Origin of the sequence: Pseudoalteromonas sp. MTN2-4 (assembly GCF_042848605.1) — a bacterium.
Lineage (GTDB): Bacteria > Pseudomonadota > Gammaproteobacteria > Enterobacterales > Alteromonadaceae > Pseudoalteromonas.
Genome location: NZ_BTGK01000002.1, coordinates 318,245 through 342,295 on the forward strand (window position 1 = coordinate 318,245; position 24,051 = coordinate 342,295).

Below are 24,051 nucleotides of genomic sequence, written 5' to 3' on the forward strand. Positions count from 1 at the left end.
ACTTTAGATTACTACTGGTAGCTACTCTAATAATAGTTACTTCAAAAAAATATGCTCAGCAGACGGTGATTTAACCGCGCCGACTGAGTTTAATATTGTTTGGTACTTGCCTGACTCTTTAATGGCTGTTAAGCCCATATTAAAAGTCTCAAGTAACTGCTTAGACTCTTTGGATTGTCTTAAAAATAGTAAATGACTGCTTTCAATCATTAAAGGTTTTGGGTGGAAATCAATTTGCTCAATTTCTTGCGCTGAAAAATGCTCTTTCAGAAGATGCTTAGCAGGAATAGTTGCCATAGGAAATAAATCGATCCTATCTTTGAGCAACTTCTTAAAGTTTTGCAAATCTGTTGTGACAGTATCAACGTTTAAAACGCCACGTTGAGCAAGCTGCCAAAACTCTTCGCTATAGCTATAACCCGTCGTTGCACCTATATTAAAATTGCTCAGCTCTAACAAACTTTGCCAATCGTGTAATGGCTTTCTCTTATGAAAATAGAAATGAATCGCTTCGTAATGAAGAGGGTCTGAACAATAAAAATCTTTCTGCCTTTCAGGTGCACAAAACCAAAAAGCCGCTGCGTCATAGTTGCCTTTTAAAGAAGATGCAAAACTTCTTCCCCATGGCATAAATTCAAATTGAACAGTGTGTCCTTGTGTTTCAAAAGCTGCGCGAATAACTTGCGGCACAATACCTTGTTGTTGCGCATCTTGACTTGCAAAAGGGGGATATTCTCCTATGGAGATTTTCAGTTGCTTGGATTGAGCAAAAGTACTCAGTAGCAAACAGAGCAATAAAGCAATACGCACACTTTCTTCCTTAAAATGATTACCAAATAAGTTTAGAACAAAAAAACAGACTATGAACATAGCAAAAAAAGGTGAAATTAATTCCCGACACCAATAATTTACAAATTACTAATGCAATAACCAAATAATAGTAAGAAGTGCTTTCGCGTCTTTTTACTCACCTTGCTATTACCGAAATACCTTATCTATATGTTTGGTTTTCTGCATGTCAGATGGTAAGTACCAAGTTTCGTTTTTTTGTTCTGGATTTTTGCGTGTAATTAAAAAAATCTATAAGCATCTCCTATATTGACGCTCTCTAGGGGCGGAGAAAAATCATCAGGAAAGATCTATACATACACAACCAGGCAGCACTTGATCGATAACATCGACCTATAAAATGATTAAAAAAATTAAGTGTTCTAAAACAACAAGCTTTAGTTGATAGCTAAAACGCTCACTGCACACCAAAGTCTGCTAGATGCTGACTTTATCATCGACTTAACCTGTCACGTCACTTTGCATAAGATGCTAGACAATTTAGCTAGAACAACTAAAAATAATATGCATAACTTTATAAGGTACCTCACTATGCATCTGTTAAAAAAAATCGCTGTTTTTTCAATTCTTTTACTGACATTTGCCGCCTCTGCAAACGTTAAAGTGTTATCAGTTGGTGATAGCATTAAACTCCCTACTCTGAATGACCAATTCGATAACCCGCATTCATTTAAACCAAGCACCCAATGGCTAGTGCTTGCCCACGATATGGACAGCAGCCGAGTGACACGCGATGCGTTTGCAGGTCAAACCAATGAAGCGCTTCAACAAGCCAACATTCAATACTATGCAGACATCAGTGGAATGCCTGGGCTAATTAGCAGCTATATTGCAATTCCAAAAATGCAAAAGCAAAAGTACAATATCGTACTGGCCAAAGAAGATGATGAACTGGCATTTTTGCCAAGCGAAGACGACAAAGTGAGTATTTTCAAAATCGAAAATGGCAAAATCGTTGAGTTTATTACTACTGATAGTGCTGAAGTGTTAAAGAAAACCGTACTTAAATAATCGAATAAGAACACTCTACTCGCTCTTAATCGATACCTAATGCAATAAGGCAAATCTGCTCAGCCTTATTGCATACTTTTCGTATTATACCAATCTCGCATTCTTTGAACGCAAACCCTAGCCCTGCACTGGCTTTCTTAAGCATCTAAATTAATTCAACATTTAAACCTTTTACTCATTCTTATCGTCTAATGAATGATTTTGATGATTGTAAAAGGAAAACAATGAACCGCTTAATAACCCGCACCATACCGTCTATATTGGTTGCTTCATTAATCTCAGCCTTGGCCGCATGTAAAAGTCATGATGCAATAAATTTTGCAGACAATACAAAAGATGAGCTTATTGAATTTATTGATGGAAATACTGGACAGGTCGTCTCAATTTCTGTGGTAGATGCAGACAAAACGTATCAATATCACTTAGGAACCTTAAGTAATGGTGATACGCCTAATAACCAAACACTCTACGAAATTGGCTCAATCACCAAAACGTATACAGGGTTAGTTGTTGCGAATGCAATTCAGGACGGTAAAGTTGAGCTTGATAAAGATATTCGCCAATACCTTAAAAATTTCGAATACAAAAATTTAGAACTTTCCAACCAATATATAACTTTGCGACACCTTTTAACCCACACCAGTGGGCTACCATATAGTTTTGCTGTCAGTCGCGAAGATATAAAGCAAGGCAGATATTTTGACAAAATATCAAAATACACCAGAGCCGATTACTTTAACGACCTTAAAGCAGTGACGCTTAGCTCTATACCTGGCGAGGACTATGTCTATTCAAGCGTGGGGACTAATTTAGCGGCTTATATTGTTGAATCAGTATATCAAAAACCCTTTGAAACACTTCTCACTGACATAATCACCAGCAAATCTGGAGAGCTGAATACTAAATTCAGACGCGCACATTCTGAGGTGAGTAAAGTTACAATCGGATCAGATGGAAACGGTAATCAGATGCCCTTGGCGAGTGCATATTGGTATGCAGGCGGCGGGTTAACTTCAGACCTTGAGTCCATGACACATTATATGCGCCATCAATTATCTTCGGAGCCTGAAGTAGCTATTTCTCATCAACTTTTGGAACAAAGTTGGATGGGTCATGGCACAGCGTTTTATTGGAACACAACTCAAGACAATTCAAATGAAATCATGCTATATCAAAGTGGTGGTTCAATGGGCACGTCTAGTTGGCTAGCTATTTATCCGAAGCAAAATATTGGTATTTTCATCGTCACAAACTTAGCAAAAGGCAATACCCAAGAAGCGCTAGAAGCCATTTCAGAGCAGGTTTTTGACCATTTAATCGCTTACAAAGAAGCCATAAAGCCAAATTCATAAATTTAGCTTTACGTCTTCCCTCTGCTCAAATTTACTAACAACTACTACCCCACCGTAAGATAAGTAGTGTGTTTACTGACTAAACAAAATAACCACTGCTTATTTTGGTGCTATATTTATTCAATATCATCTTTTATTTCAAAAGTATTGAATGAACTTATCACTAGTTCTCCAAAATTTATACTTAGCAGCCTCTTACGTTATTGCTGCCAAGCTATGCCAATATTTTGCAATTGAGCCTGGAAATGTCACTCCTATATGGCTTGCTTCTGGCATTTGTTTTATTTGGGTCTACCTAATGGGCAATAAGCTATTGCCCGGTGTCTTTCTTGGGGCGTTTATAGGTAACGTTTCGGCTTATATCTTCAATGATGAATCGCCTTCTACCTTACTTAGTATATTTGCAGGTTCAATGAATGGTTTGGGTGACTTACTATGTATTTGGGTGGGTGTAAGTACAATGAAAAAGCTATTCCCCAACAAATACATCCTTGATAATGTTAGTAGCGTTGCAGTTTTTATTATTGTACCTGTAATTCTTGGCTCATTAATTAGTGCAACTTTTGGCGTAACAGGGTTGTGGATAGCCGAATTAATTCCTAGCAGTGCCTTCTTAAATGTATTCGTCACATGGACAATCGGTGACTTTATGGGGATCTTGTTATTAGTTCCTTTCTTAGAGTCATTTTTGATAAAAAAACAAAAGCTCCACCTTAATAACAAATACGAAGCGTTAGAAATACTCTCCATTCTTTTTACTGCAATCATTTTAATTTTTATAGAAATCAAATTTCATGGACAATTTTTGTCACATATTTCAATCTTTATTTTGATCCCTTTGTTGACACTTTATTCTGTTAGGCAAAAGGAAGTGATCATTACTTTCTCAGCATTTTTCTTAGGAATATTCGCAATATTAGTTTTGGCTATAAGCCCTCCAGCCAATTTACTCGAATATAATAAAGTGATTTTACAGTACCAGCTTGCTTTATTTTCTATCATATCGACCATGATGTTTATCGCTGCTTCAGTTAACAATATTATTGAACTCAACCAAAAGATAAACAAAGAAAAGTCTATGTTTATTGCTAAGATGTCACATGAAATTAGAACGCCTTTAACTGGTGTATTGGGCTTAACTGACATCCTAAAAAAAACTCAACTAAGTGATAAACAGTTTCAAATACTAGGCAATATTCAAGACGCGGGGAGAACATTAAGGCAAGTCATTGATGACATTTTAGACCAGTCTAAAATTGAAGCTGGTAAGTTGAAAATCAAAAAAAGTAAATTCAAATTAAGAACGGTTCCTGACTTGGTTGTTTCAATTTTCTCTTCTGAAGCTACCAATAAATCTGTTGTTCTCGAACTAAAAATCGACCGCACCGTTCCAGAATATGCATACGGAGACCCAAACCGTATACGACAAATCTTATTCAATCTTGTAAGCAATGCTCTTAAGTTTACGTCTAGCGGCTCAGTAACTATCACATTAAGCTGGGAAAATAAAATGCTTTCGGTTGAAATAACAGATACAGGCATGGGTATTGATGAAAAATCACTATCAAAAATCTTTTATCCATTTGAACAGGCTGAACAGACACTCTCAAGAAAACATGGTGGAACAGGGTTGGGACTTTCTATCTCTAAGAGTTTGGTTGAACAAATGGGTGGTGAAATTGGTGCGCGCAGTCAGCTATCTAAAGGTACAACCTTTTGGTTTCGAATTCCGTTACCAAGTGCAGAACGACTAGACAACAAAGGGTCAGAAGTTTTAGTTAAATCAGATAGTAAGGACTATCTTAGAATTTTGGTTGCCGAAGATGTGAAAATAAATCAAATTATAATCGAAGCAATGTTAAAAGCAGAAGGACACCAATACACGTTTGCAAATGATGGGCTTGAGGCTTTAGAGCAACTAGAAACAAATAACTATGACGTGATTTTGATGGATATACGCATGCCCAACATGGATGGCTTAGAAGCTTTAAAAGCAATTAGAAAACTTAAGGATGATAGGCGCTACCTGCCTGTCATTGCGGTCACAGCTGAAGTAGAAGAAGGCAGTATTAAAGAGTTTATTGAAAGTGGCTTTGATGCTGTAGAGCATAAACCGATCGACTCAGATAGTTTGTTTAACACAATAAATTATGCTGTTAATCAGCATAGATCTAGCGATAAAAAACTTTCAAATACCCCTTGACCTTAGCCTTACTCGAGGTTTTGAGTACAGCCCGATTTCACTTATTAAGCTTAGCTTTTTAGTCACCCTAAACTTGTTTCAGGGTCTATGAATAACTAGTTGGATCCCGAAGCGAGTTCGGGATGGCAGTATTTCAAGTTCAGGATAACTGCGTTACGAACTTGGAATAGCAACGAAACAAACTCTAAACGGCAAAAGCTATCCTTTTGTTAACTCTCTGGGTTTATTTAATAAGCAATTTTTAAAATCAAATAAGTAAGGGGGCTGCCTGTCATTGGTTGACAAAACCCAAGGGAAACTAGAATAACCACATTCAAATGTGATTATTCTAAAAGTTTAAGAGAAATGAAGTCATAGAAGCAATTATCGTCAGTGGCTGGGCGCTAACGGCAAGTTACGAGCAAGTTTTATGGGTCAAGGTACAGCAACAAATTATTGAGGGTACAGCCTCGCTACTAGAGCCTTTAGTCGTCAATTAATTGTGATGTCAGTTTTTTTTGCAGACTTCACTCAGTTTACTAAACCTAGATCCATTATCTTTTTAGCGCTGAGCCTGTCTCTACTCATATTTATTAGCAACAATACCATTAGACTAAAAACCACATAGATTTAGTTGAAGAATTACCACATATAAGTTGCGTAAGCAGAAGTTACTCTTCCTTAGATTTGGGATGCTGTCATCAGAGCAGACAAAGGTGTCATTGGGGTAAGGTTAAAACATGCAATGGCCGTTCAACTAGTTTGTAATGCCCGCTTATCTTACAAGCAGGACATAATGTATTGATTCAGGTTAACTAAAAATATAATGTTAATGAAATTAACAGGGATCATACCCGATTTCGTTCTGACAAAACTAATCATTATTTTTATAAAAAAGCAGTTAACTCCAAAGGCAAATATGTTGAAAATCAGTAGTCAAATATTATTAACCTTATTATTCCTAACATCATGTTCAGCGATACCAGTTGACGAGATTTCAATTGAAGAAGATAAAATTAATTATTTTAATGAGTTAGTCTTCGGTTCAGAGTTTGGAAACTCGAATCACAAAACAAAAAAATGGACTGAAGACATTAATATATTTGTAGCAGGTGAAGTAACAGTTGATTTGAACTCTGAATTGGATCTATTAATAGTTGAAATTAACTCTCTTATCGAAAATGTAAAATTAAATAGGGTTAAATCACCGAATGAGTCAAATTACATTATTTACTTTGGAACTGGTGAAGATTATGCCAAATTAGAACCTAATGCAGCCTCATATGTTAAAGATAATTGGGGGTTGTTTTGGGTGTATTGGAACTCAAAAAATGAGATTTATAAAGGTTCCATGTACGTTGATACAATAAGAGTCAAAAGTAAAGCTGCTCGAAAACATCTTCTCAGAGAAGAATTAACGCAATCACTCGGCATCATGAATGATTCCTATAAATACCCAAATAGCATTTTTTATCAAAAATGGAGTAAAACAACAGATTACTCTGATCTCGATGAATTTATAATTAGTACGCTTTATAGTAAAAAGATCAGCGCAGGCATGACAAAAGAAAAAGTAATTAATATATTGATTCCTTAAATTTAGAATAGGACTGATAATAGTGACATATGGAAGTTGTAATACCAATATTCAAATTACAGGACTTAACCTTGTTTGTTCTGAATCAAGCATGTTCCAGGTGCAACACTTTTTATGTCAGGCACCCCCGCCTTTAGTGGAGTTCAAATGGAAAATTTAAAATTAAAGTGTAAATGTGGGGAAGTAACAGGTGTCGTTAGTAATGTAAAACCAGGGTGCGGTAATCGATTGGTTTGCTACTGCGAGGATTGCCGAAACTTCGCCAAACAGTTCAATAAGACTGACGATATTTTAAATGAATTTGGTGGTACAGAGATATTCCAAATCGACCCTTCTCGGATAACAATTAATCATGGTTTAGAAAATATTTCCTGCCTTAAGCTTAGTAACAAAGGTTTATATCGTTGGTATGCATCATGCTGCCAAACGCCAATAGGAAATACCGTTGGGTTAAATTTACCTTTTGTGGGATTGATACATTCTTTTATCGCATCAGATCAAAATATCGACTTTAAAATAGGCCCTATCATTGGCTCTGTATATACAGAGCATGCCACAGGAAACCCTTCAGACGAACTTAAAGCTGGTAAATCTAAGGTAAGCCTTTTGTTTACTATCTTGAGAAAGCTACTTATCTGGAAAATCCTTGGAAAAGGTAGCCCTAATCCATTTTTTCATAAAGACGGTAAACCAATTGTCGAACCTACCTTAGTTAGTCGAAATAAAATCTAACATATTAATTTAAGTACAATGTTCAACGCTTGGCGTTTCTCGTGCAATCGTTGGACTTTGTACTTGCATTACAATGGTTCATATTCAGTGAAGGTGTTATTCACTACTTAGTCATTTGTAAAGCGCTTCAGACTTCGGAAATGAAAATTAGCAGCCAACAATCCCCTCTTGCTCAAGATGCAAAAAGTTAGTGCTTTCCCTGCTCATTACTTTTTGCCCTTAAATTTATACCAGTCCTCCTAATTAAGCGGTCTATTTTGAGGCAAGAAAAACTAGTCGATAACGAGGCGAGAGTTTTGCTATTTAGTTGTTCTAAATAAGAAATTTTCAACGAAGTTAGCGTCAGTTTTAGTCCCTCAAAATCATTGAGTATTATTGAAGATTGGTATTATCAATAAAACCAAACAGTTACTGCATAAAACAGCACTTTTAAACATTCTTAAAAACTTTCAAATAAGTCCTTGACCTTAGGCTTACTCGAGGTTTTAGAGTACAGCCCGAGTTAACTTAGTAAGCCTAGCTCTTTTAGTCACCCTGAACTTGTTTCAGGGTCATGAATAACTAATTGGTTCCTGAAATGAATTCGGGATGACAAGACAAGTGAGTATTAGGTTAACTCTCTGAGTTTATTTAATAAGCAATTTTTTAAAATCAAATAAGTGGGTTTTCTAGCCAGTCATTGGTTGACAAAACCCCAAAGAAAACTAGAATAACCACATTCGAATACCATTCGAATGTGGTTATTCTAAAGCTTTAAGAGATGAAAAGTATGGCGCCAGCACCAAAATTCAGCCCAGAACAGCAACAAGCAATGATCCTTGATGCGGCTGTTCAGTGTATTCAAGAGTCCTCAATTACCGATTTCACTATGGCAAAGATTGCCCGACTTGCAGGCTTGTCGATGGGTTCTGTGTATAAGTTTGTTCAAAGCAAAGAAGACATTGTACTTGCGCTTGCATTTCAATCATTTAGACATGCCTCATCGGTATTCGAGCGTGTTTTAAACCTGCCTCTGTCTACCCCAGAGAAAATGCTGGCAATCACTCTCATTGCCCCTAAAAAGCTACAATGCTTTGAGTTTGATTACGAGCTACAGTCTTATGCAACCAACGAAGCGGTGATCAAACGTGCCTCATCATTGTGGTCAGGCAAAATGATTGAAGCCTGTAACCTTTGTGAGCAAGGTTTCAAGCTTGCCATCATGGAAGGGATCAATGCGGGCGAGCTCAAAGAAGTGCCTAATTTAAGTGAAGTCATTGAAGAAATTATCGTTAGCGGCTGGGCACTAACCGTGGGTTATGAGCAAGTTTTACGCGTTAAGCAACAGCAACAGATTATCGAGGGTACAGCCTCACTGCTAGAGCCAATTGCCTTCAACGCACCAATCATTCGCAGCACAATTCGCCTTCTCAACAGTTATCCCTGGCATTCTCCAATCACGCCAGATTCTCTTGAACGAATTGAGCAAGCACTTATTAATTTAGAATTACGTTAAGGGAGCAACACCATGAATATTAAACGCTGGATTGTCAGCATTCTCATTATCCTTACGGTTATAGGCGGATTAGGACTTACCAAATTTAACCAAATTCAAGCCATGATCGCCTTTGGTGAATCTTTCCCTGAGCCTTCTGCGTCAGTGACTAGCGTTTACGCTGAAACGATTGAGTATACGCAAACGAGCAAGGTGATCGGCCAGTTAAAAGCACCGAGCATTATTGATATTAGTAATGAGTATCCGGGCCCTATCACTTACGTTGGCTTTAAACCCGGTGACATTGTCGAAAAAGGCCAAGTGTTACTGCGCTTAGATACCAGTGTCGAAAAAGCACAGCTTGCTGCTGCAAAAGCACGTGTTACTCTAGCTGAATCAACCTATGCGCGTGTAACTAAACTTCTACAACAAAAGCGCATTAGCCCAGATGAAGTCGACAAAGCCCGCGCTGATGTAGCCGTTGCTAAAGCCGAAGTACAAAACCTCAATGCCGTTATTAACAAAAAAACCGTTTCCGCTCCTTTCAAAGGCCAAGTTGGCCTAAACCAATATCAAGTTGGTCAACTTATCGATGCAAATATTCAAATCACCACGTTAGTAGGCCTGAACGATACTATTTGGGTCGATTTCTCAGTGCCGCAAACACTTCGCCAGCCTAAAATCGGTGAAGAAATGAAAGTCGCACTGGTTAATCAAAAAACATCAGAAGTTGCAGCAAAAGTCATCGCTAAAATGCCGATGCTAGATGCCAACTCTAGACAGCAAAGCTATAGAGCCGAAATCGCGAATCTAGATGGCGCGCTCAGTCATAACCAAATTGCCAGTGTGCGTGTGCCGTTATACACAACCAATGCGGTTGTCGTGCCAACCGCTGCCATCACTCGCAGTCACTTTGGTGAGTTTGTCTATGCACTTGAAAAAGATGAGCAACAAAACTGGCGCGCTAAACCGATTAAAGTGACATTAGGTGAAAAGTTGGGTGACCAACAAGTGGTGTTATCTGGTCTAAATGGCGGTGAGTTTATTGCTGGCGAAGGCGCATTTAAATTAAGAGAAGGTATTTTAGTTTATACCGCGCCATTCGATGAGCAATTAGCCTCGACGGACGACAACACCGGAGGTCAGTAATGAGTGCATTACATGAAAACAAACCTTCTTTTATGGACATTTTTGTCAATCGCCCCGTACTTGCGATTGTACTGTCTGTATTGATCATCTTAGCAGGCTTAAACGCCGCGCAAAAGATTTCAGTACAGCAATATCCTAAGATTGAAAGTGCGTCACTGGTTATCAATACGGTGTATACCGGTGCATCTGCTGATGTCGTCAAAGGCTATGTGACAGAGCCGATTGAACGCGTAACCTCAACCGTACCCGGCGTTGATTATGTTGATTCAGTCACCACTGCTGGCTTTAGTAAAGTCACAGCTTGGCTTGAGCTAAACCATAGCACCACAGATGCACTTGCCGAGTTAACCACTAAGCTCAACCAAATTAAGTTTGAGTTACCAACTGGGGCTGAAGACCCGGCAATCCAAATTGTGCGTGCCGATAGCCCCTATGCCGTGTTCTATTTAGATGTGCAGTCGCAAGGCTTACCGCGCAGCGAAGTCAGTGATTATCTTATTCGCAATGTTGTGCCAAGCATGAGTGACATTGAGGGCGTACAAAAAGTCACCCTTGAAGGTGGCCGCGACCCTGCAATGCGTATTTGGTTAGACGCAGATAAACTCGCTATTTATAACTTAAGCGCCAGTGATGTGTTTGCTGCACTTCAAGCAAACAACACCATTGCGACATTAGGTTACAGTGAAAACAATCGTCAACGTATCGATTTAATGGCCAATACCAGCCTGAAAAGTGTGGCTGACTTTGAAAACCTAATTATCAAAGAGCAAGACGGCTCGCAGCTTCGCCTTGGTACGGTTGCCGACATCGAAATCGGCGAAGCCGAAGGTATGGTTACTGCGCGTTTAGATTCTCATGATTCAATTTTTCTGGCTATTTGGGCGCTGCCTGGTGCGAATGAAATCGACATTGGTGACGCGCTTTATGCCAAGTTACCGCAGATCAACGATGGTTTACCGAATGGTATGAATATCGAAATTGGTTACGATGGTACCTTGTATATGCGTGACTCAATTAAAGAGATTTTCACCACACTTGCTGAAACAGTGTTACTAGTAGGCATTGTAATTGTTGCTATGATGGGCTCTTTCAGAACCGCGCTAGTGCCATTGGTGACCATTCCTATTTCGATTTTAGGTGCCATCGCCGTTATTTCGATGATGGGCTTTTCATTAAACCTATTAACCATTCTAGCCATCGTATTATCGGTTGGTTTAGTGGTCGATGATGCCATTGTGGTGGTTGAAAACGTAGCGCGCCACATGCGTGAAGGCAAACCTCGATTGCAAGCTGCGCTTATCAGCTCACGTCAGTTATTAGTGCCCGTGATTGCCATGACCTTAACCCTTGCTGCGGTATACGCCCCAATTGGCTTCTTAACAGGTTTAACTGGTTTCTTATTCCGTGAGTTTGCATTTACTTTGGCTATCGCGGTCCTGATTTCAGGTCTTGTGGCTATTACGCTGTCTCCTATCATGAGTGCTTATGTGAACCCTGAAGGGGGTAAAGAAGGCAAACTAACACGCAAAGTGAATTGCTATTTCGACAAGCTACAAAACTTCTACTTTAAGTCATTAGATAAGTTGTTTGCATGGCGTCCACAAGTGTTCTTTATTGCCATTGTGTTCTCTCTGTTGTCTGCCCCCTTTTATTTATTGTCGCAAAAAGAGCTTGCGCCAGTTGAAGATCAAAGCAGTATTCAAGTCGTGGTTGAAGCGCCACCTGAGTCTTCTCAGGCCTATACCTCTAGTCGAATGAATGACACAGCAAAGGTCATGAATGAAACTGAAGGTGCAAAATTCACTTGGCAAATTATCACTGCAGCCGCAGGTTTCGGAGGGGTTCAATTAGCACCTTATGAAGAACGTGAAAACTCGGTTCACGACTTATACTTCGACCTATTTGCGCGCCTTGGTAGTGTAAATGGCTTGAGTTTGTTCCCTATTCTGCCAGCTTCTTTACCGACTGCGGGCCAGTTCGATATCGAAATGGTAGTCAGAGCCAATGACGACCCAGTAGCAATGAAAAAATATGCTGACGAGATCATCGCAAAAGCGAATGCCAGTGGTAACTTCTTGTTCGTGAATACCGATTTAAAAATCGATTTACCACAAGCTGAACTCGAAATAGACCGAGAATTGATAGCTGATTTAGGCCTAAACCTTCAATCGGTGAACGAGCAGCTTAGCATTTTAATGTCGAACAATTTTGTGAATTACTTCAACAAAGATGGTAAAGCGTATCGTGTTATTCCAGCGGTTGATAACGGTGACCGTTACAATCCTGAAAACATCTTAGATATGAAGATCCGCACAGACTCTGGTGAGCTTATTCCTGTGTCAGCATTTGCGAGCTTAAGAACCTTCACAAGCCCGCGCGTATTGGGGTCTTTTAATCAGCAAAGTTCATTTAGGATCTTAGCGGGTGTTTTGCCACACGTAACCAAAGAGCAAGGTTTAACGGCCGTTGAAGAGATTGCAGCAGAAGTATTGCCTGCAAGCTACTCAATCGATCATGCCGGCGAATCGCGCCAGTTACGTAAAGAAGGCAATACCATGGTTGGCGTACTGTTAGTGTCGATGATTGTGGTGTATTTCTTACTGACGATTCAGTTTAACAGCTTCCGCGACCCACTTGTGGTGTTACTTGGCTGTGCGCCATTAGCGCTTGCAGGTGCTCTGATGCTGCCATTTTTACAGCTTACAACCATTAATATCTATAGCCAGATTGGCCTAATTACTTTGATTGGTCTGATTGCTAAGAATGGTATTCTAATCGTAGAGTTTGCCAACCACCTGCAACTTGAAGGTAAGTCAAAACTTGAAGCGGTTAAAGGTGCTGCAGCGACACGTTTACGCCCAATATTAATGACAACAGGTGCAACGGTACTTGGTCACTTCCCACTAGTATTAGTAACCGGCGCTGGCGCAGAAGCACGAAATAGTATTGGTATTATTTTAGTGGCAGGTATGTTGATTGGTACTTTCTTCACGCTGATTGTATTGCCACTGCTTTATCAAATGTTGGCAAAAGACCACCGTGGTGAAATGGAAACTGAAGCCTCGTTAACTGAGACCAAGTTTGCTAATTCACTATAAGTAAACCGTGCAAATACAAAAGGCGCATTTCGTGAAGAATGCGCCTTTTTGTTTATCCAAATATGCTCAAAATCAATCGGACAAATAATACTCAACCGTTGATACAACCCGTACTTTCTTAATATGCGGGTTGTTTCTGTCTCGTGCCGAAATGCTAAATTGACCTTGTGAAGCACGTTTAATCTTACCTAACTTACTACCTGAATCTTCGGCAAACTTAGTCGCCACTTTACGGGCGTTTTTTGTCGCTTCTTCGATCATATCAGGCTTAAGTTCATTTAAGCTTGAGTAAATATATTCGGTTTGAAATTGGTAACTGCCCGAAGTAAATACTATGCCTTGTTTGCCCAGCTCAGACAGCTTACCCATAACATTTCTTACCGCGTCTAAGTCTTGCGAATAGACGGTGACATTTTGCTGTGCGGTATAACGAAACTCAGCGCGGGCATTATCACCCCATTGCTGTGCAGATTTGTCAGTAACCGACGGAGAAGTAAACGAAATATCTTCAGACTTGATGCCATTCTTTTCTAAAAAGTCTTTGATATGCGCAGTTTTCTCATCAAGTGACTCATACAAAGCTTTTAAGTCATTTTCAGCAGCACTAAATTGAATAGGCCATATCACCACATCAGACAGCACTTCACGCTCAGACAAGCCTTTTACGGTCACGGTGCGCTCATATTCTTTAATTGAAATTGCCGCATTCGAGGCAATAACCGCAAATAATGTCAGGCCCAAAAAGATCCCCGCTGCCAATAGCAGATTGTTGTTTGCTTTAAGTTGCATCACACGTCCTTAAATTTTAGTTATTTCTATTTCAACAGCCTAAATCATAGCTCAGCTAACTTAACCAAACATGAGCGATGAAGACTAAGTACTTAAAAAGAAATTAAATAGGCAAAACTTCAGCCAACTCATTATCAAGCATGTCGATTACCGACTCGAAACCATGTTTTGGTTGCCACCCCAACTTTTGCTGTGCCGCAAAAGAATCATAAACTCGGTCTAGTTGATTGGGTAACGTCCACCCTCGCTGTAAAAACATCTCAGCCAGTTCTGGAGCTTGCTCTTTTATTAAACCTGCAGCGTCATTGAATAAACGCGGGCAATCTGATGCTTTAAACGGGGTTTTACCTGACACAATAAAACGATTAAACCCAGCAAGACGCATGTCTAGCGCCGCTAAATGTGCACTTGCAACATCACGTGCGTCGATACCCCGAGTAAGTCGATATACCGCCATTAAGTCGGCCGGCTCAGGAAAGCAGCGAGACATTTGTAGTACGGTCACAGGCAGTTTAAAAACATCAGAAATACTTTTCAGCTTGTCTTCTGCGGCAATTTTACTGCGGTGGTAGATAGTTTTTGGCTGTGGAGTGGTTTGCTCATTCACCCAACCAGCGGTGTGTTCAGGGGTCGATGCATGACCATACAGAGCTGTTGTACTGGTGAAAATAAACTGCTTTACTCCTAGCTTGATACCCTCAAGGGCTAATTGCTCTGTGGCATCGACATTAATAGATTGAAACTCATCGTCAGATAATAATCCGACATGAGGCGCATGTAAGGCTGCGGTATGAATAATGACATCAACCCCTTCAAGGGCTTGCTGGATCAGCGTTTTATCTCGAATATCACCAATGTAATCGGCGGTAGAGCAAGGTGTTTTATCTAGGCCTACAACTTGATGGCTGCGCATTAACTTAATATAAATTGCACGTCCTACCCTGCCCGCAGAGCCCGTCACTAAAACTTTCATGGTTATCTCTTATTTTAAAATGACGATCACTTGCAGTTGTCATGCAACCAATCGCATATTGAGCTTTGTATGGACGCAATTGTAGCAACATTTGTGATGAGAAGGTCACTCGATTGACGAACTTGATTGGCTGCGGCAATGTAAACAGCTCGTAAGTGGTCGTCATATTTTTGCAAATAGTTACTTAGGGTTGTAGACGAGTCATTGCTGTGTGTGAGATGGCGCTGGATCACTCTTGATAAACACACTTCCATAGGCATATCGAGCATGATCACATAATCAATTAGATGGGCGATTTCAGCCCTCTCTCGCCCAAAGGGTTCTTCAATGAAAATCATCTGCGAATCACATTGTGTTTTTAATTCACTGAGCGCTTTGGTAAATCTAGGTGACTTTATTTGCGAAACATCTGCACCTTGATGCAGCCATGTCTTCATATCTAAAGGGTAAGTGTCCGGCTCAACAAAATCGTCGAACAATAATGTCGGGCTATTAAACTCTTCAGCAAGACGTTTAATGACTGAGGTCTTCCCTGCCCCCGATACTCCGCTTAGAGCGATAACACGTGTTCGTTGCATTCCTTTCATCCATTGATTGGTCATTTTGTTTATTCATTTTACTAAGCGAACTTTTACATCGGCATATTTAGCACGACTCACAGGCACCGCCTCACCATTTTGCATATATAAATGATATTGTCCGCCACCAGCCACCTTGAGGCTTTTAACAAAATTTAGATTAACAATAAACGAGCGATGCACGCGAACAAACTGCTCTGATAATAACTGACTGAGTTTATCTAGGTTTTTATCGTGCAGCTTTTGCTCATCGAGTAAATGTATTTGGCTATAGTGCCCATCAGCTTGAATAAACTGAATATCGTTGATTTCAATATACGTCAATAAACCCGCTGACTTGATTGCGAGCTTTTTTAATTGCTCATGCCCAACATGCTTTTGTTTATAACGCGCCAGCGCTTTGAATAGCCTTTCTTCACTGAATGGCTTTGCAACAAAATCTAACACACCATATTCAAATGCATTAATTGCTTTGTCACTATAGGCCAAAATAATGATGGTATGAAAGCTCTCTGCACTCATGGTTTTGAGTACCTCAAAGCCATCTTCACCATGTAAGTTGAGATCTAACAATAATAAGTCGATTTGGTTGTCGCTGAGATAGTCGAGCGCATCATCTATGTCTTCGACCCATTTTATTCTACAGGGTGAATGCGTAAAGTAGGTGCTCACTTGGCGTGATATACGCTGAGCTATGACAGGCTCATCTTCGACGATCAATATCTTCATGCGGGGATCTGCTTCTGCAAAGGGATTAAAAAAGTACTCAACCAAATCGTGTCTTTTTGAACGGACTCAAACTCATAGTCATCATCAAAACATTGCTGTAAACGAGAATGAATGTAAGCGCTGCCAGTACCTTGCCCTTGATGTTTACGTTGCCTGTAAGGGGTTTTAACACATAGCTTAAGGCGATTATTTTGCTCACTTGCGGTTATTGCAAAGCTGTCTCCGGCTTTGATGCGATTATGAGAAAAGGCGTTTTCAATCACAGTATGAATAATTGCTGGCGGTAAGTAATAACTGCTTGAAGGCACATCAATGGTCAACGAAAGCGCTTTTTGTTGACGCTTTTGCATAATGGAAAAATGCATCTGGCATAGTGCGATTTCATCCTCCAGCGACCCCCAAGTTTGCGCCGACATTTTATTGAGTATTCTAAACTCTTCGGACAACTGCTCAACCAACTCTATGGCTTGTTTAGGCGATGTTTCTATCCACTCACAGATAAGCGTCAAGCTATTCATTAAAAAGTGCGGCTGTAGGTTTCTTCGCAGCAACTCAGCTTCTAATTGCGACTTCTTTAAAGCGGCTTGTCGTTGTAAATTAAAGTGCCCGATTAATGCGTACAGATTCACTAAAGCAATCACCGAAAACAACGCAGCAAACCAAGTATCTATAAAGCTCATCGGTATTAAAAACATCGCCGCGATGCCTGACGCCAGCATAAGTAAATGTGCTTTGGCTTGTGCTTGCTTTTTCAGCGCCAGCAAGCTTATAAGTGCACTATTTAGCAGTGATGAAATGAACACCACATAATTACTCATGTCGAAGCTTTTAACCGTCAAAACAGTTAGCAGGTTTAAAGCCAATGTGCCTGCTAGCCAATACTTTAAATACTTTGATTGGAAGAAACTGGCGTAAAAGCTCACTAAACAAACACCCGCTAAGATCACACTGACTAAAATAATTCGCAAACGCCAAAGGTGTAAATTCCATGGGTAAGACCAATAAAACTTAATCAATTCCAGTGCGATGATAAATGCCGACATCAAGCACAAACAACTAAATGCCAAATAACTCAATGCGCGCTGATAGCGGAAGAATAAAAAAGCAAAACACGTTGCGAGCAGTATCATGGCACCAATCAGCATAAGCGGCACAATATGATTGGTTTTAAGTCCAAGCTGATTATTTGATAAGGAAGCACGGTAAAATAAAGTATGGAAATCACTCTCATGGTGCTGAGTAGATAAATCTAGTGTGAGCCAATGCAAGCCTGCAGATATTTGCTCAGGAGACAAGAGTAACGAACGACTAATAGGACCGACTTGCTCTTGTAAACGGTTATGCCCAGGTAAACCTTTATTCGCTAGCCATTCACCATCCCAATAAACCTTTGCTGAGCCCAAAAAGATTAGGTCTAGCCTAGTACCGAGCGGTGCATTGTCATTCAGCTCTACAGGTATATAGACACAATAGCGCTGCCATTCTTGCAAAGTACGCAGATGGGTTTGCGCACTGAGATTTTCATTGCTTGGCAATGGCGCACACTCGCCCGTTGTAATTGGCTGCACCACAGATGCTTTATTCAAACTGAGATAAAACGACTGCTCGCTTGCCTGTGTGCTCATGCTTAAACACATGAGAAATATATAGAAAATTATTTTTAGCATTCTTCTAGTATATCTGATGAAATTTGCTTTTGGGTGCTGTTTATGCAGCTCAAGTGCAACTGATGAAATATTCCCGCACTAAGGCTCATACACATGGCTAAATGGCTTCACAACGTTAAGGAGTCAATTATGAAAACCGTGATCAAAAACCTATTAGCCTTGTCTATTGCCAGTATTATTACCTGTCAAACTGCGCATGCGACTGTACCTTTAAGCGACTATGAGTACGTTGGATATCAAGGGCAAAAAGTTGCAGCTAAAAAAGGGACATTTATAGTGCCTGAAAACAGAGCAAAACCGAATGGTAAACAACTTGAATTAACCTTTGTGAAATTTCCAACCACCAGCAGAAACCCTGGTAACCCAATTGTTTACCTGTCAGGCGGACCGGGTGGCAGTGCCACTGGCACAGCAAAAAGAAAGCGTTTTGAAATGTTTAAGCAACTGACGCAGGTATCAGATGTCATCTTATTTGATCAACGTGGTACGGGGTTATCAAATCAAAACAGAAGGTGCGCTGGCACTCAACCTGATCTGGCTTCACCTACCATTTGGCAAGAGGCGGTCACACAAGTCAGAAAAGACATCAAAGATTGCGTAACTCACTGGCAAGAGATGGGGATAGATTTAGCAGGCTACAATAGCAAAGAGAGCGCCGCTGATTTAGTTGCTTTGAGCAAAGCACTAGGCTCAGAAAAGATAAACTTATGGGGCATTAGCTATGGTAGTCATTTGGCATTTACCACAGCGAAATACCACCCACAAATAATCGATAAAATGGTACTTGCTTCATTAGAAGGGCTTAGCCATACCATTAAATCTCCGCAGCGAGTAGACGACCTGATTACGCAAGTCAGTGATTTATTAGCAAGTCGTGAAGACACTAAAAAGAAATATCCAAATCTAAAAGCGGACTTAAGCCAAGTAATGCAGCAGCTTAAAGCCGAACCTCAAATTGTTACTACCCGTATTATGGGCAGCAAAGAGCTTGTAAAAGTCGGCATCAGTGATGTAGATATACAGTTTACGCTTAGTTATGTGTTTTTAGTTGACCCGCAACACCTAGCAAAGCTACCTAGAATTGTAGCCGATATGAAAGCAGGTAACTTTGCCGAAATTGGCTCCTATGTAGGCACTATAAAATCAAGAGCGGGTAGCTATAACCCAATGTCAGTGGCAATGGACTCGGCATCTGGTATCGACAAAGCTCGTTGGCAACAAGTGCTGCAAGAAGCGAAAACATCATTGGTCGGCAGAACCACCAATTTCCCCTATCCAGATATTAATGACTTAGTACCTGTCGATGATTTGGGTGATAATTTCAGACAAGAGATCACCAACAGTACTATTCCAAGTTTATTTGTGGCGGGTACTTTTGATGGCAGAACTCTATACCAAAGCCAAGTTGAACTGGCTAAAGGTTTCAAAAATGGCAGTGTGTTAACTGTAGAAGGTGGCGGCCACAATGTGTATATGACCAGTCCGAAAATAGGTGAAAAGGTGGTGCAGTTCTTACAAGGGAAATCAGTACCAAGTCAAACTATTCAATTAGCCGCTCTGGATTTTGAATAAAATTTACTAAGCAGTTGATTTAATCATTAAATCAACTGCTTAACTCGATATATTTTCAGCAACGCCTAAAGACTAGCAAGCGTGCAAAAGTGTATCTTGCTTACCATAACAAAGTACGTTTTCGGAAATACCCGTTATATTTTTTACGTTTTCTAACAGCTCTGGATTAATTTCTAATTTACCCGCTCTAACTTTTTTTCCATCTCCTGCGAGGCCTGTTTCACCTAACCACTCTATATCACAGCCATTATTAATAAACACACTCTTCCAATATGGGGGAACCATTAAACCTATGATTGAAGAAATGTTATGAGCAAGGCAATATTCTATATAAGCAATAACTAACTCTTTAATTACTCTGCTTCTTTGCTCGACAGGTAAATTTTTGTCTATACAAAACCGGCTACCTTCCCAAACGCTCTGATCCGAAGGCAAATCAGTAAAAGAAACAAGGTGTGGAAAAACATCTTTAAGCATGTATGGCTTAATGGTTGGGTATAACCTAGCGACTGCTTTTACCTCACCTTTATCTCGCCAAACAAAATAAATCGTTGCAGGGTTATCGTACTGGTCATATTCCATATTATTGAAGTATGGGACATCCCAAGACTGTCTTTCTATTAAACTTTTGTATCTCAAACGGTGTTGACTTGCGATAGGGTTGCCATCAAACCTATGCGCGCTAGCGATGGTTACGCATTCAATTGTCATTCTAATCCTTTATATTTTTGATTATATTTTTACATAGCCAGTTGAGTAGGAAAGTGAAGTTTCCTTATCAGTTATGGCATGTATTTTACAATCATTGAAAAATACACCAATGCATTAGCAAAAATGCTTTATTTTTAATGAAATTAATCTCATTAATCAATCTACAAGAGAATAAAGACAGATTAAGTTAAATTTCGCTGTAAGTAACTTACCAGGATATTTACGTAATACTTCTAAAACTAACTAAATTAACGATAAGATTGCCTGTAGAATCTTGCCTACTCTTTTTTGCTGCTAAGCATTTTTCAGATTTATGCATAATCAAAATAACCATCGATTATAAATACCCCAGATTTAATGAGTTTTTTTAAATATTACTTTGTCATCGTTTATGGTCATTAGCACTTTGATGTCTTTTATTTTTAGAGGCGAAATACGCGTCGGATCATTATCTAAAACCACAAAGTCCGCTTGCTTACCAGGCTCTATAGACCCTTTTATATCTTCTTCAAAGTGCTGATAAGCGGCCCAAATCGTCATTGCTTTGATGGCCTCGACAGGGGAAAGTTTATGGTTTTCACCTAGTACCTTCCCTGTGCGAGTGACACGGTTTACAGCACTGTCAATTAATCGCATCGAATTGGGAAAAGTCACAGGGGCGTCAGAATGAATAGTAAAAGGCATATTTGCAGCTTTCATCCAACCTGTCGGTGAAATATTCTTTGCCCGCTCAGGACCTGCTACTGAGTCTCTATGCCAGTCACCCCAATAAAATGTGTGCATAGGGTACAAAGCTGGAAAAATTCCCAAAGCTTGTAACTTTGCAACTTGATCGTAACGTGTAAATTGACCATGGATCATGACAGTACGATGATCGCTCAACGGCGTCTTTTGATTTATTTGACCAACAAGGTTGGTTAACTGATCTATCGCGGCGTCGCCATTGGTATGAACAAGTACCTGCCACTCATTTTTATAAGCCAATTGTAGTAATGCTAAAGCGGCTTCATCAGTAAATGCAGGGTAACCAGCATAATCATACTCTTGCCCTGCAGGAGGAATTAAATAAGGTTGAGTGAACCAAGCTGTTTTACCTTGAGGAGAACCATCGAATGTTAATTTTACCCCACCGATCCGAAAGCGATTTTGATAAGTTTTAGACATTAAATCACTTTTCAAAACAGGTGCATCTTTTAGCTCTTTGAGGTCAGCATAAGAAATAATATCAATATCAAATCCCTCTTTAGCGGCAATTTCCGGCAATAATTTCAATGTTGATAAGTCTGACTTTCCATCTTGTACTGTTGTAAAACCATTAGAAGCATAACTGCGCTCACCTGCTTTATACAAACGGATTAAATCTTCGGCTGTAAACTGGGGGATCATTTTAAAAAAGACCATAAAATGTGCATTTTCTTGCAGCACGCCATTAGGCGTTTTGCCATCGGCTTCTCTCTCTATAACGCCACCTGGCGGATCCGCCGTTTCGGGTGATATTCCCATTAATTCGAGGGCTTTACTGTTATACACACCAATATGCCCTGACTGATGCATTATCACTACAGGCAACTCAGTGCTTACCGCATCTAGATCATGACGGGTTGGGTGACGCTTTTCTGCCAATTGAGAGTCATCATAATTAAAACCAAGTACCACTTGATAGTCTTTCACGATAGACGAGGTGTCTCGAAATCGGATCAGAGCATTTTGTAGTTCGGCAATGTTATTTACGGGACCATCTGGTGCAGGCAGAAGATTAGCAACTATTGATTGTGTACCTACACCAGCAAAATGACTATGGGCATCAATAAATCCTGGCGTTAATGTCTGCCCTGTTAAGTCAATTACTTTTGTGTTCTGACCTTTAAGCGCCAAAACTTTTTCATTGTCACCTACTGCTAATATTAAGCCATTTTGAGTTGCCACAGCCTCAGCACTTGGCTGCCTATCGTTTGAAGTGATAATGGTGCCATTGATGTAAATGGTATCGGCAATAGAAAGTTTAGACTTATGCGTACATGAAACAATGCAAAGTACACTGATTAATAATAAAAATATATGCCTCATAACATTCTCTAGAATAAGTTTGGGTTAAATTTATGCTAGTTGAGCCTGAGGTTATACGCCAATTTCTGTGAATAAATACACAAACTTGCCAAGTTTATAACCCTTGCAAGGCAAGCTCTACGCCTTTTTGGGCATGAATCTCAGTCGTGTCATACAAAGGAATACAAGTGCTATTTTGGTTTACGAGCAATGCAATTTCAGTACACCCTAAGATCACCGCTTGTGCCCCTTGTTCATGGAGGTGGGCAATAACTTTAAGGTATTGCTCTTTGGAATCTGCTTTGATGATCCCGCGACATAGCTCATCATAGATAACATGATGAATCGTTTCTCTATCACGCTTGTCAGGCACGATAACTTCAATGCCAAACTTATCACTCAGACGGCCTTTGTAAAAGTCTTGCTCCATGGTGAATTGAGTGCCTAGTAGACCCACTTTTGTAACACTATCTTGAACTAAACGCTGTGCTGTGGCATCGGCAATATGAAGAATGGGAATGTTAATTTGTGCTTCTATTTCTGGCACTACTTTATGCATGGTGTTAGTACAAATCATCAAAAAGTCTGCACCAGCACGCTCTACTGATTTTGCAGCATCGACGAGAATCACTGCGGTATCGGTCCATTTACCTTGATGTTGTAACTGTTCAATCTCGTCGAAGTTAACACTATACAAGCAAATTTTTGCCGAGTTTAAGCCGCCAAGCTTCGCTTTAATGCCTTCATTCAAAGCTTTGTAATAACTTGCTGTAGACTCCCAACTCATTCCACCTAAAAGGCCTATTGTTTTCATGGTGAGCACTCCTATTGATATATTTTTATATACTCACTTTTTCAGAAAATATCTAAAGCAGTAACCCTATTTGTCCATTTAACTTTTTGCCAACTTGTTTCTGTCTCTTTGCTTTTTGCCACTTTATTTCTGGGCAACGATAAAAGTGTGCAACTCAGGATATTGGTCAAACTCCAGATGCTTAATGGTACAGCCCAACTCAATTAACAACGCCACAAAACCATTAGTGCCCAAAGAAGAGTAATAAACCTCAGGGCCCATAGCACAGTTAGTATGTGCGCCTTCTGACTCTGTGCCACCGAACGAAAAAATAAACACGCCACCCGCATTTAAACTGTCGACGATTTTAGCGATAACATTGCGCTGCTCATTTAAAGGAATATGCCAAATACTATCCCACGCAGTAATAAAGTCATATTTATGGGGTAAGTCGTAACTGCAGATATCAGCGTGCACAAAAGCGATTTGCGGTTGTCGCTCTTTTGCAAGCGAGAGCATCTTTTCAGAGACATCAAGCCCTGAAACATCAAAACCAGCCTGAGACAATAATGTAATAAAACGCCCAGTTCGCCCACAGCCAATATCGAGCGCTTTTCCTCTGTTGTTGGAAAAAGCGATTGCTTTTTCATGCTGCGCGATACCGTTAGACATGTTGAAAGTGTCTTCGGCCCATCGCTCGGTTATTTGATCATAGGCTTTGCCTATTTCTTCAGGTTTCATGGCAAAGC

At 40.0% G+C, this 24,051-nt stretch carries 19 protein-coding genes; 9 read left to right on the forward strand and 10 right to left on the reverse strand.

All coding sequences use genetic code 11. From position 1 onward, the window contains the following. Positions 1-36 precede the first annotated feature (36 nt). Positions 37-810, reverse strand: coding sequence for a substrate-binding periplasmic protein (locus tag ACGHEH_RS06405; protein WP_390443039.1), 774 nt, complete (start codon positions 808-810; stop codon positions 37-39). 570 nt (positions 811-1,380) lie between these two features. Here ACGHEH_RS06405 and ACGHEH_RS06410 point away from each other — a divergent pair. The 8 genes from ACGHEH_RS06410 (at position 1,381) to ACGHEH_RS06445 (ending at position 13,444) form a co-directional block, all read left to right on the forward strand. Further along, positions 1,381-1,860, forward strand: a complete 480-nt coding sequence (locus ACGHEH_RS06410; protein WP_390443042.1) for a hypothetical protein — start codon at positions 1,381-1,383, stop codon at positions 1,858-1,860. Between the two features lie 224 nt (positions 1,861-2,084). Beyond that, the gene (locus ACGHEH_RS06415; RefSeq protein ID WP_390443044.1) at positions 2,085-3,212 is read left to right on the forward strand and encodes a serine hydrolase domain-containing protein; all 1,128 of its coding nucleotides are present in this window, start codon (positions 2,085-2,087) and stop codon (positions 3,210-3,212) included. A 151-nt stretch (positions 3,213-3,363) separates the two neighbouring features. Continuing rightward, a complete protein-coding gene (locus ACGHEH_RS06420) occupies positions 3,364-5,415 on the forward strand; it encodes an ATP-binding protein (RefSeq protein ID WP_390443047.1) in 2,052 nt (683 codons plus the stop codon). An 811-nt stretch (positions 5,416-6,226) separates the two neighbouring features. Further along, positions 6,227-6,991, forward strand: coding sequence for a DUF2927 domain-containing protein (locus tag ACGHEH_RS06425; protein WP_390443050.1), 765 nt, complete (start codon positions 6,227-6,229; stop codon positions 6,989-6,991). A 147-nt stretch (positions 6,992-7,138) separates the two neighbouring features. Continuing rightward, complete coding sequence (locus tag ACGHEH_RS06430; RefSeq protein ID WP_390443053.1) at positions 7,139-7,723, forward strand: DUF6151 family protein; 585 nt, start codon at positions 7,139-7,141, stop codon at positions 7,721-7,723. Positions 7,724-8,492: 769 nt separating this feature from the next. Continuing rightward, a complete protein-coding gene (locus ACGHEH_RS06435; RefSeq protein WP_390443055.1) occupies positions 8,493-9,218 on the forward strand; it encodes a TetR/AcrR family transcriptional regulator in 726 nt (241 codons plus the stop codon). A gap of 12 nt (positions 9,219-9,230) precedes the next feature. Continuing rightward, positions 9,231-10,346, forward strand: coding sequence for an efflux RND transporter periplasmic adaptor subunit (locus ACGHEH_RS06440; RefSeq protein ID WP_390443058.1), 1,116 nt, complete (start codon positions 9,231-9,233; stop codon positions 10,344-10,346). Next, the gene (locus tag ACGHEH_RS06445) at positions 10,346-13,444 is read left to right on the forward strand and encodes an efflux RND transporter permease subunit (RefSeq protein WP_390443060.1); all 3,099 of its coding nucleotides are present in this window, start codon (positions 10,346-10,348) and stop codon (positions 13,442-13,444) included. Before ACGHEH_RS06440 ends, ACGHEH_RS06445 begins: the two co-directional genes overlap by 1 nt. 72 nt (positions 13,445-13,516) lie before the next feature. Here ACGHEH_RS06445 and ACGHEH_RS06450 read toward each other — a convergent pair whose 3' ends face one another. From ACGHEH_RS06450 to ACGHEH_RS06470, 5 genes are all read right to left on the reverse strand, one after another. Next, positions 13,517-14,233: an SIMPL domain-containing protein gene (locus ACGHEH_RS06450; protein WP_390443063.1), complete on the reverse strand. Its 717-nt coding sequence runs from the start codon at positions 14,231-14,233 to the stop codon at positions 13,517-13,519. A 103-nt stretch (positions 14,234-14,336) separates the two neighbouring features. Next, a complete protein-coding gene (locus ACGHEH_RS06455; RefSeq protein WP_390443065.1) occupies positions 14,337-15,206 on the reverse strand; it encodes an NAD-dependent epimerase/dehydratase family protein in 870 nt (289 codons plus the stop codon). Between the two features lie 26 nt (positions 15,207-15,232). Further along, positions 15,233-15,784: a hypothetical protein gene (locus tag ACGHEH_RS06460; protein WP_390443068.1), complete on the reverse strand. Its 552-nt coding sequence runs from the start codon at positions 15,782-15,784 to the stop codon at positions 15,233-15,235. Between the two features lie 33 nt (positions 15,785-15,817). Then, entirely contained in the window at positions 15,818-16,513 is a 696-nt protein-coding gene (locus tag ACGHEH_RS06465) for a LytR/AlgR family response regulator transcription factor (RefSeq protein WP_390443070.1), read from the reverse strand. Further along, entirely contained in the window at positions 16,510-18,138 is a 1,629-nt protein-coding gene (locus ACGHEH_RS06470) for a sensor histidine kinase (protein WP_390443073.1), read from the reverse strand. The genes ACGHEH_RS06465 and ACGHEH_RS06470 overlap by 4 nt, the downstream gene beginning before the upstream one ends. A gap of 171 nt (positions 18,139-18,309) precedes the next feature. Here ACGHEH_RS06470 and ACGHEH_RS06475 point away from each other — a divergent pair, with 171 nt between their 5' ends. Next, a complete protein-coding gene (locus ACGHEH_RS06475; protein WP_390443076.1) occupies positions 18,310-19,752 on the forward strand; it encodes an alpha/beta hydrolase in 1,443 nt (480 codons plus the stop codon). Between the two features lie 72 nt (positions 19,753-19,824). Here ACGHEH_RS06475 and ACGHEH_RS06480 read toward each other — a convergent pair whose 3' ends face one another. The 4 genes from ACGHEH_RS06480 to ACGHEH_RS06495 all read right to left on the reverse strand — a co-directional run bounded on the left by ACGHEH_RS06480 (position 19,825) and on the right by ACGHEH_RS06495 (position 24,043). Then, positions 19,825-20,463, reverse strand: coding sequence for an acyl-homoserine-lactone synthase (locus ACGHEH_RS06480; protein WP_390443078.1), 639 nt, complete (start codon positions 20,461-20,463; stop codon positions 19,825-19,827). Between the two features lie 354 nt (positions 20,464-20,817). After that, a complete protein-coding gene (locus tag ACGHEH_RS06485; RefSeq protein ID WP_390443080.1) occupies positions 20,818-22,530 on the reverse strand; it encodes an amidohydrolase in 1,713 nt (570 codons plus the stop codon). 94 nt (positions 22,531-22,624) lie between these two features. Further along, positions 22,625-23,323 (reverse strand): aspartate/glutamate racemase family protein, encoded by a 699-nt coding sequence (locus ACGHEH_RS06490; RefSeq protein WP_349287691.1) that lies wholly within the window; start codon positions 23,321-23,323, stop codon positions 22,625-22,627. 123 nt (positions 23,324-23,446) lie between these two features. After that, a complete protein-coding gene (locus tag ACGHEH_RS06495) occupies positions 23,447-24,043 on the reverse strand; it encodes a class I SAM-dependent methyltransferase (protein ID WP_349287692.1) in 597 nt (198 codons plus the stop codon). Between the last annotated feature and the right edge of the window lie 8 nt (positions 24,044-24,051).

Coding starts and splice junctions, on each gene's coding strand:
- ACGHEH_RS06410 (WP_390443042.1), top strand. CDS start 1,381: ATGCATCTGTTAAAAAAAATCGCTGTTTTTTCAATTCTTTTACTGACA.
- ACGHEH_RS06415 (WP_390443044.1), top strand. CDS start 2,085: ATGAACCGCTTAATAACCCGCACCATACCGTCTATATTGGTTGCTTCA.
- ACGHEH_RS06420 (WP_390443047.1), top strand. CDS start 3,364: ATGAACTTATCACTAGTTCTCCAAAATTTATACTTAGCAGCCTCTTAC.
- ACGHEH_RS06425 (WP_390443050.1), top strand. CDS start 6,227: ATGAAATTAACAGGGATCATACCCGATTTCGTTCTGACAAAACTAATC.
- ACGHEH_RS06430 (WP_390443053.1), top strand. CDS start 7,139: ATGGAAAATTTAAAATTAAAGTGTAAATGTGGGGAAGTAACAGGTGTC.
- ACGHEH_RS06435 (WP_390443055.1), top strand. CDS start 8,493: ATGGCGCCAGCACCAAAATTCAGCCCAGAACAGCAACAAGCAATGATC.
- ACGHEH_RS06440 (WP_390443058.1), top strand. CDS start 9,231: ATGAATATTAAACGCTGGATTGTCAGCATTCTCATTATCCTTACGGTT.
- ACGHEH_RS06445 (WP_390443060.1), top strand. CDS start 10,346: ATGAGTGCATTACATGAAAACAAACCTTCTTTTATGGACATTTTTGTC.
- ACGHEH_RS06450 (WP_390443063.1), bottom strand. CDS start 14,233: ATGCAACTTAAAGCAAACAACAATCTGCTATTGGCAGCGGGGATCTTT.
- ACGHEH_RS06455 (WP_390443065.1), bottom strand. CDS start 15,206: ATGAAAGTTTTAGTGACGGGCTCTGCGGGCAGGGTAGGACGTGCAATT.
- ACGHEH_RS06460 (WP_390443068.1), bottom strand. CDS start 15,784: ATGCAACGAACACGTGTTATCGCTCTAAGCGGAGTATCGGGGGCAGGG.
- ACGHEH_RS06465 (WP_390443070.1), bottom strand. CDS start 16,513: ATGAAGATATTGATCGTCGAAGATGAGCCTGTCATAGCTCAGCGTATA.
- ACGHEH_RS06470 (WP_390443073.1), bottom strand. CDS start 18,138: ATGAGCACACAGGCAAGCGAGCAGTCGTTTTATCTCAGTTTGAATAAA.
- ACGHEH_RS06475 (WP_390443076.1), top strand. CDS start 18,310: ATGAAAACCGTGATCAAAAACCTATTAGCCTTGTCTATTGCCAGTATT.
- ACGHEH_RS06480 (WP_390443078.1), bottom strand. CDS start 20,463: ATGACAATTGAATGCGTAACCATCGCTAGCGCGCATAGGTTTGATGGC.
- ACGHEH_RS06485 (WP_390443080.1), bottom strand. CDS start 22,530: ATGAGGCATATATTTTTATTATTAATCAGTGTACTTTGCATTGTTTCA.
- ACGHEH_RS06490 (WP_349287691.1), bottom strand. CDS start 23,323: ATGAAAACAATAGGCCTTTTAGGTGGAATGAGTTGGGAGTCTACAGCA.
- ACGHEH_RS06495 (WP_349287692.1), bottom strand. CDS start 24,043: ATGAAACCTGAAGAAATAGGCAAAGCCTATGATCAAATAACCGAGCGA.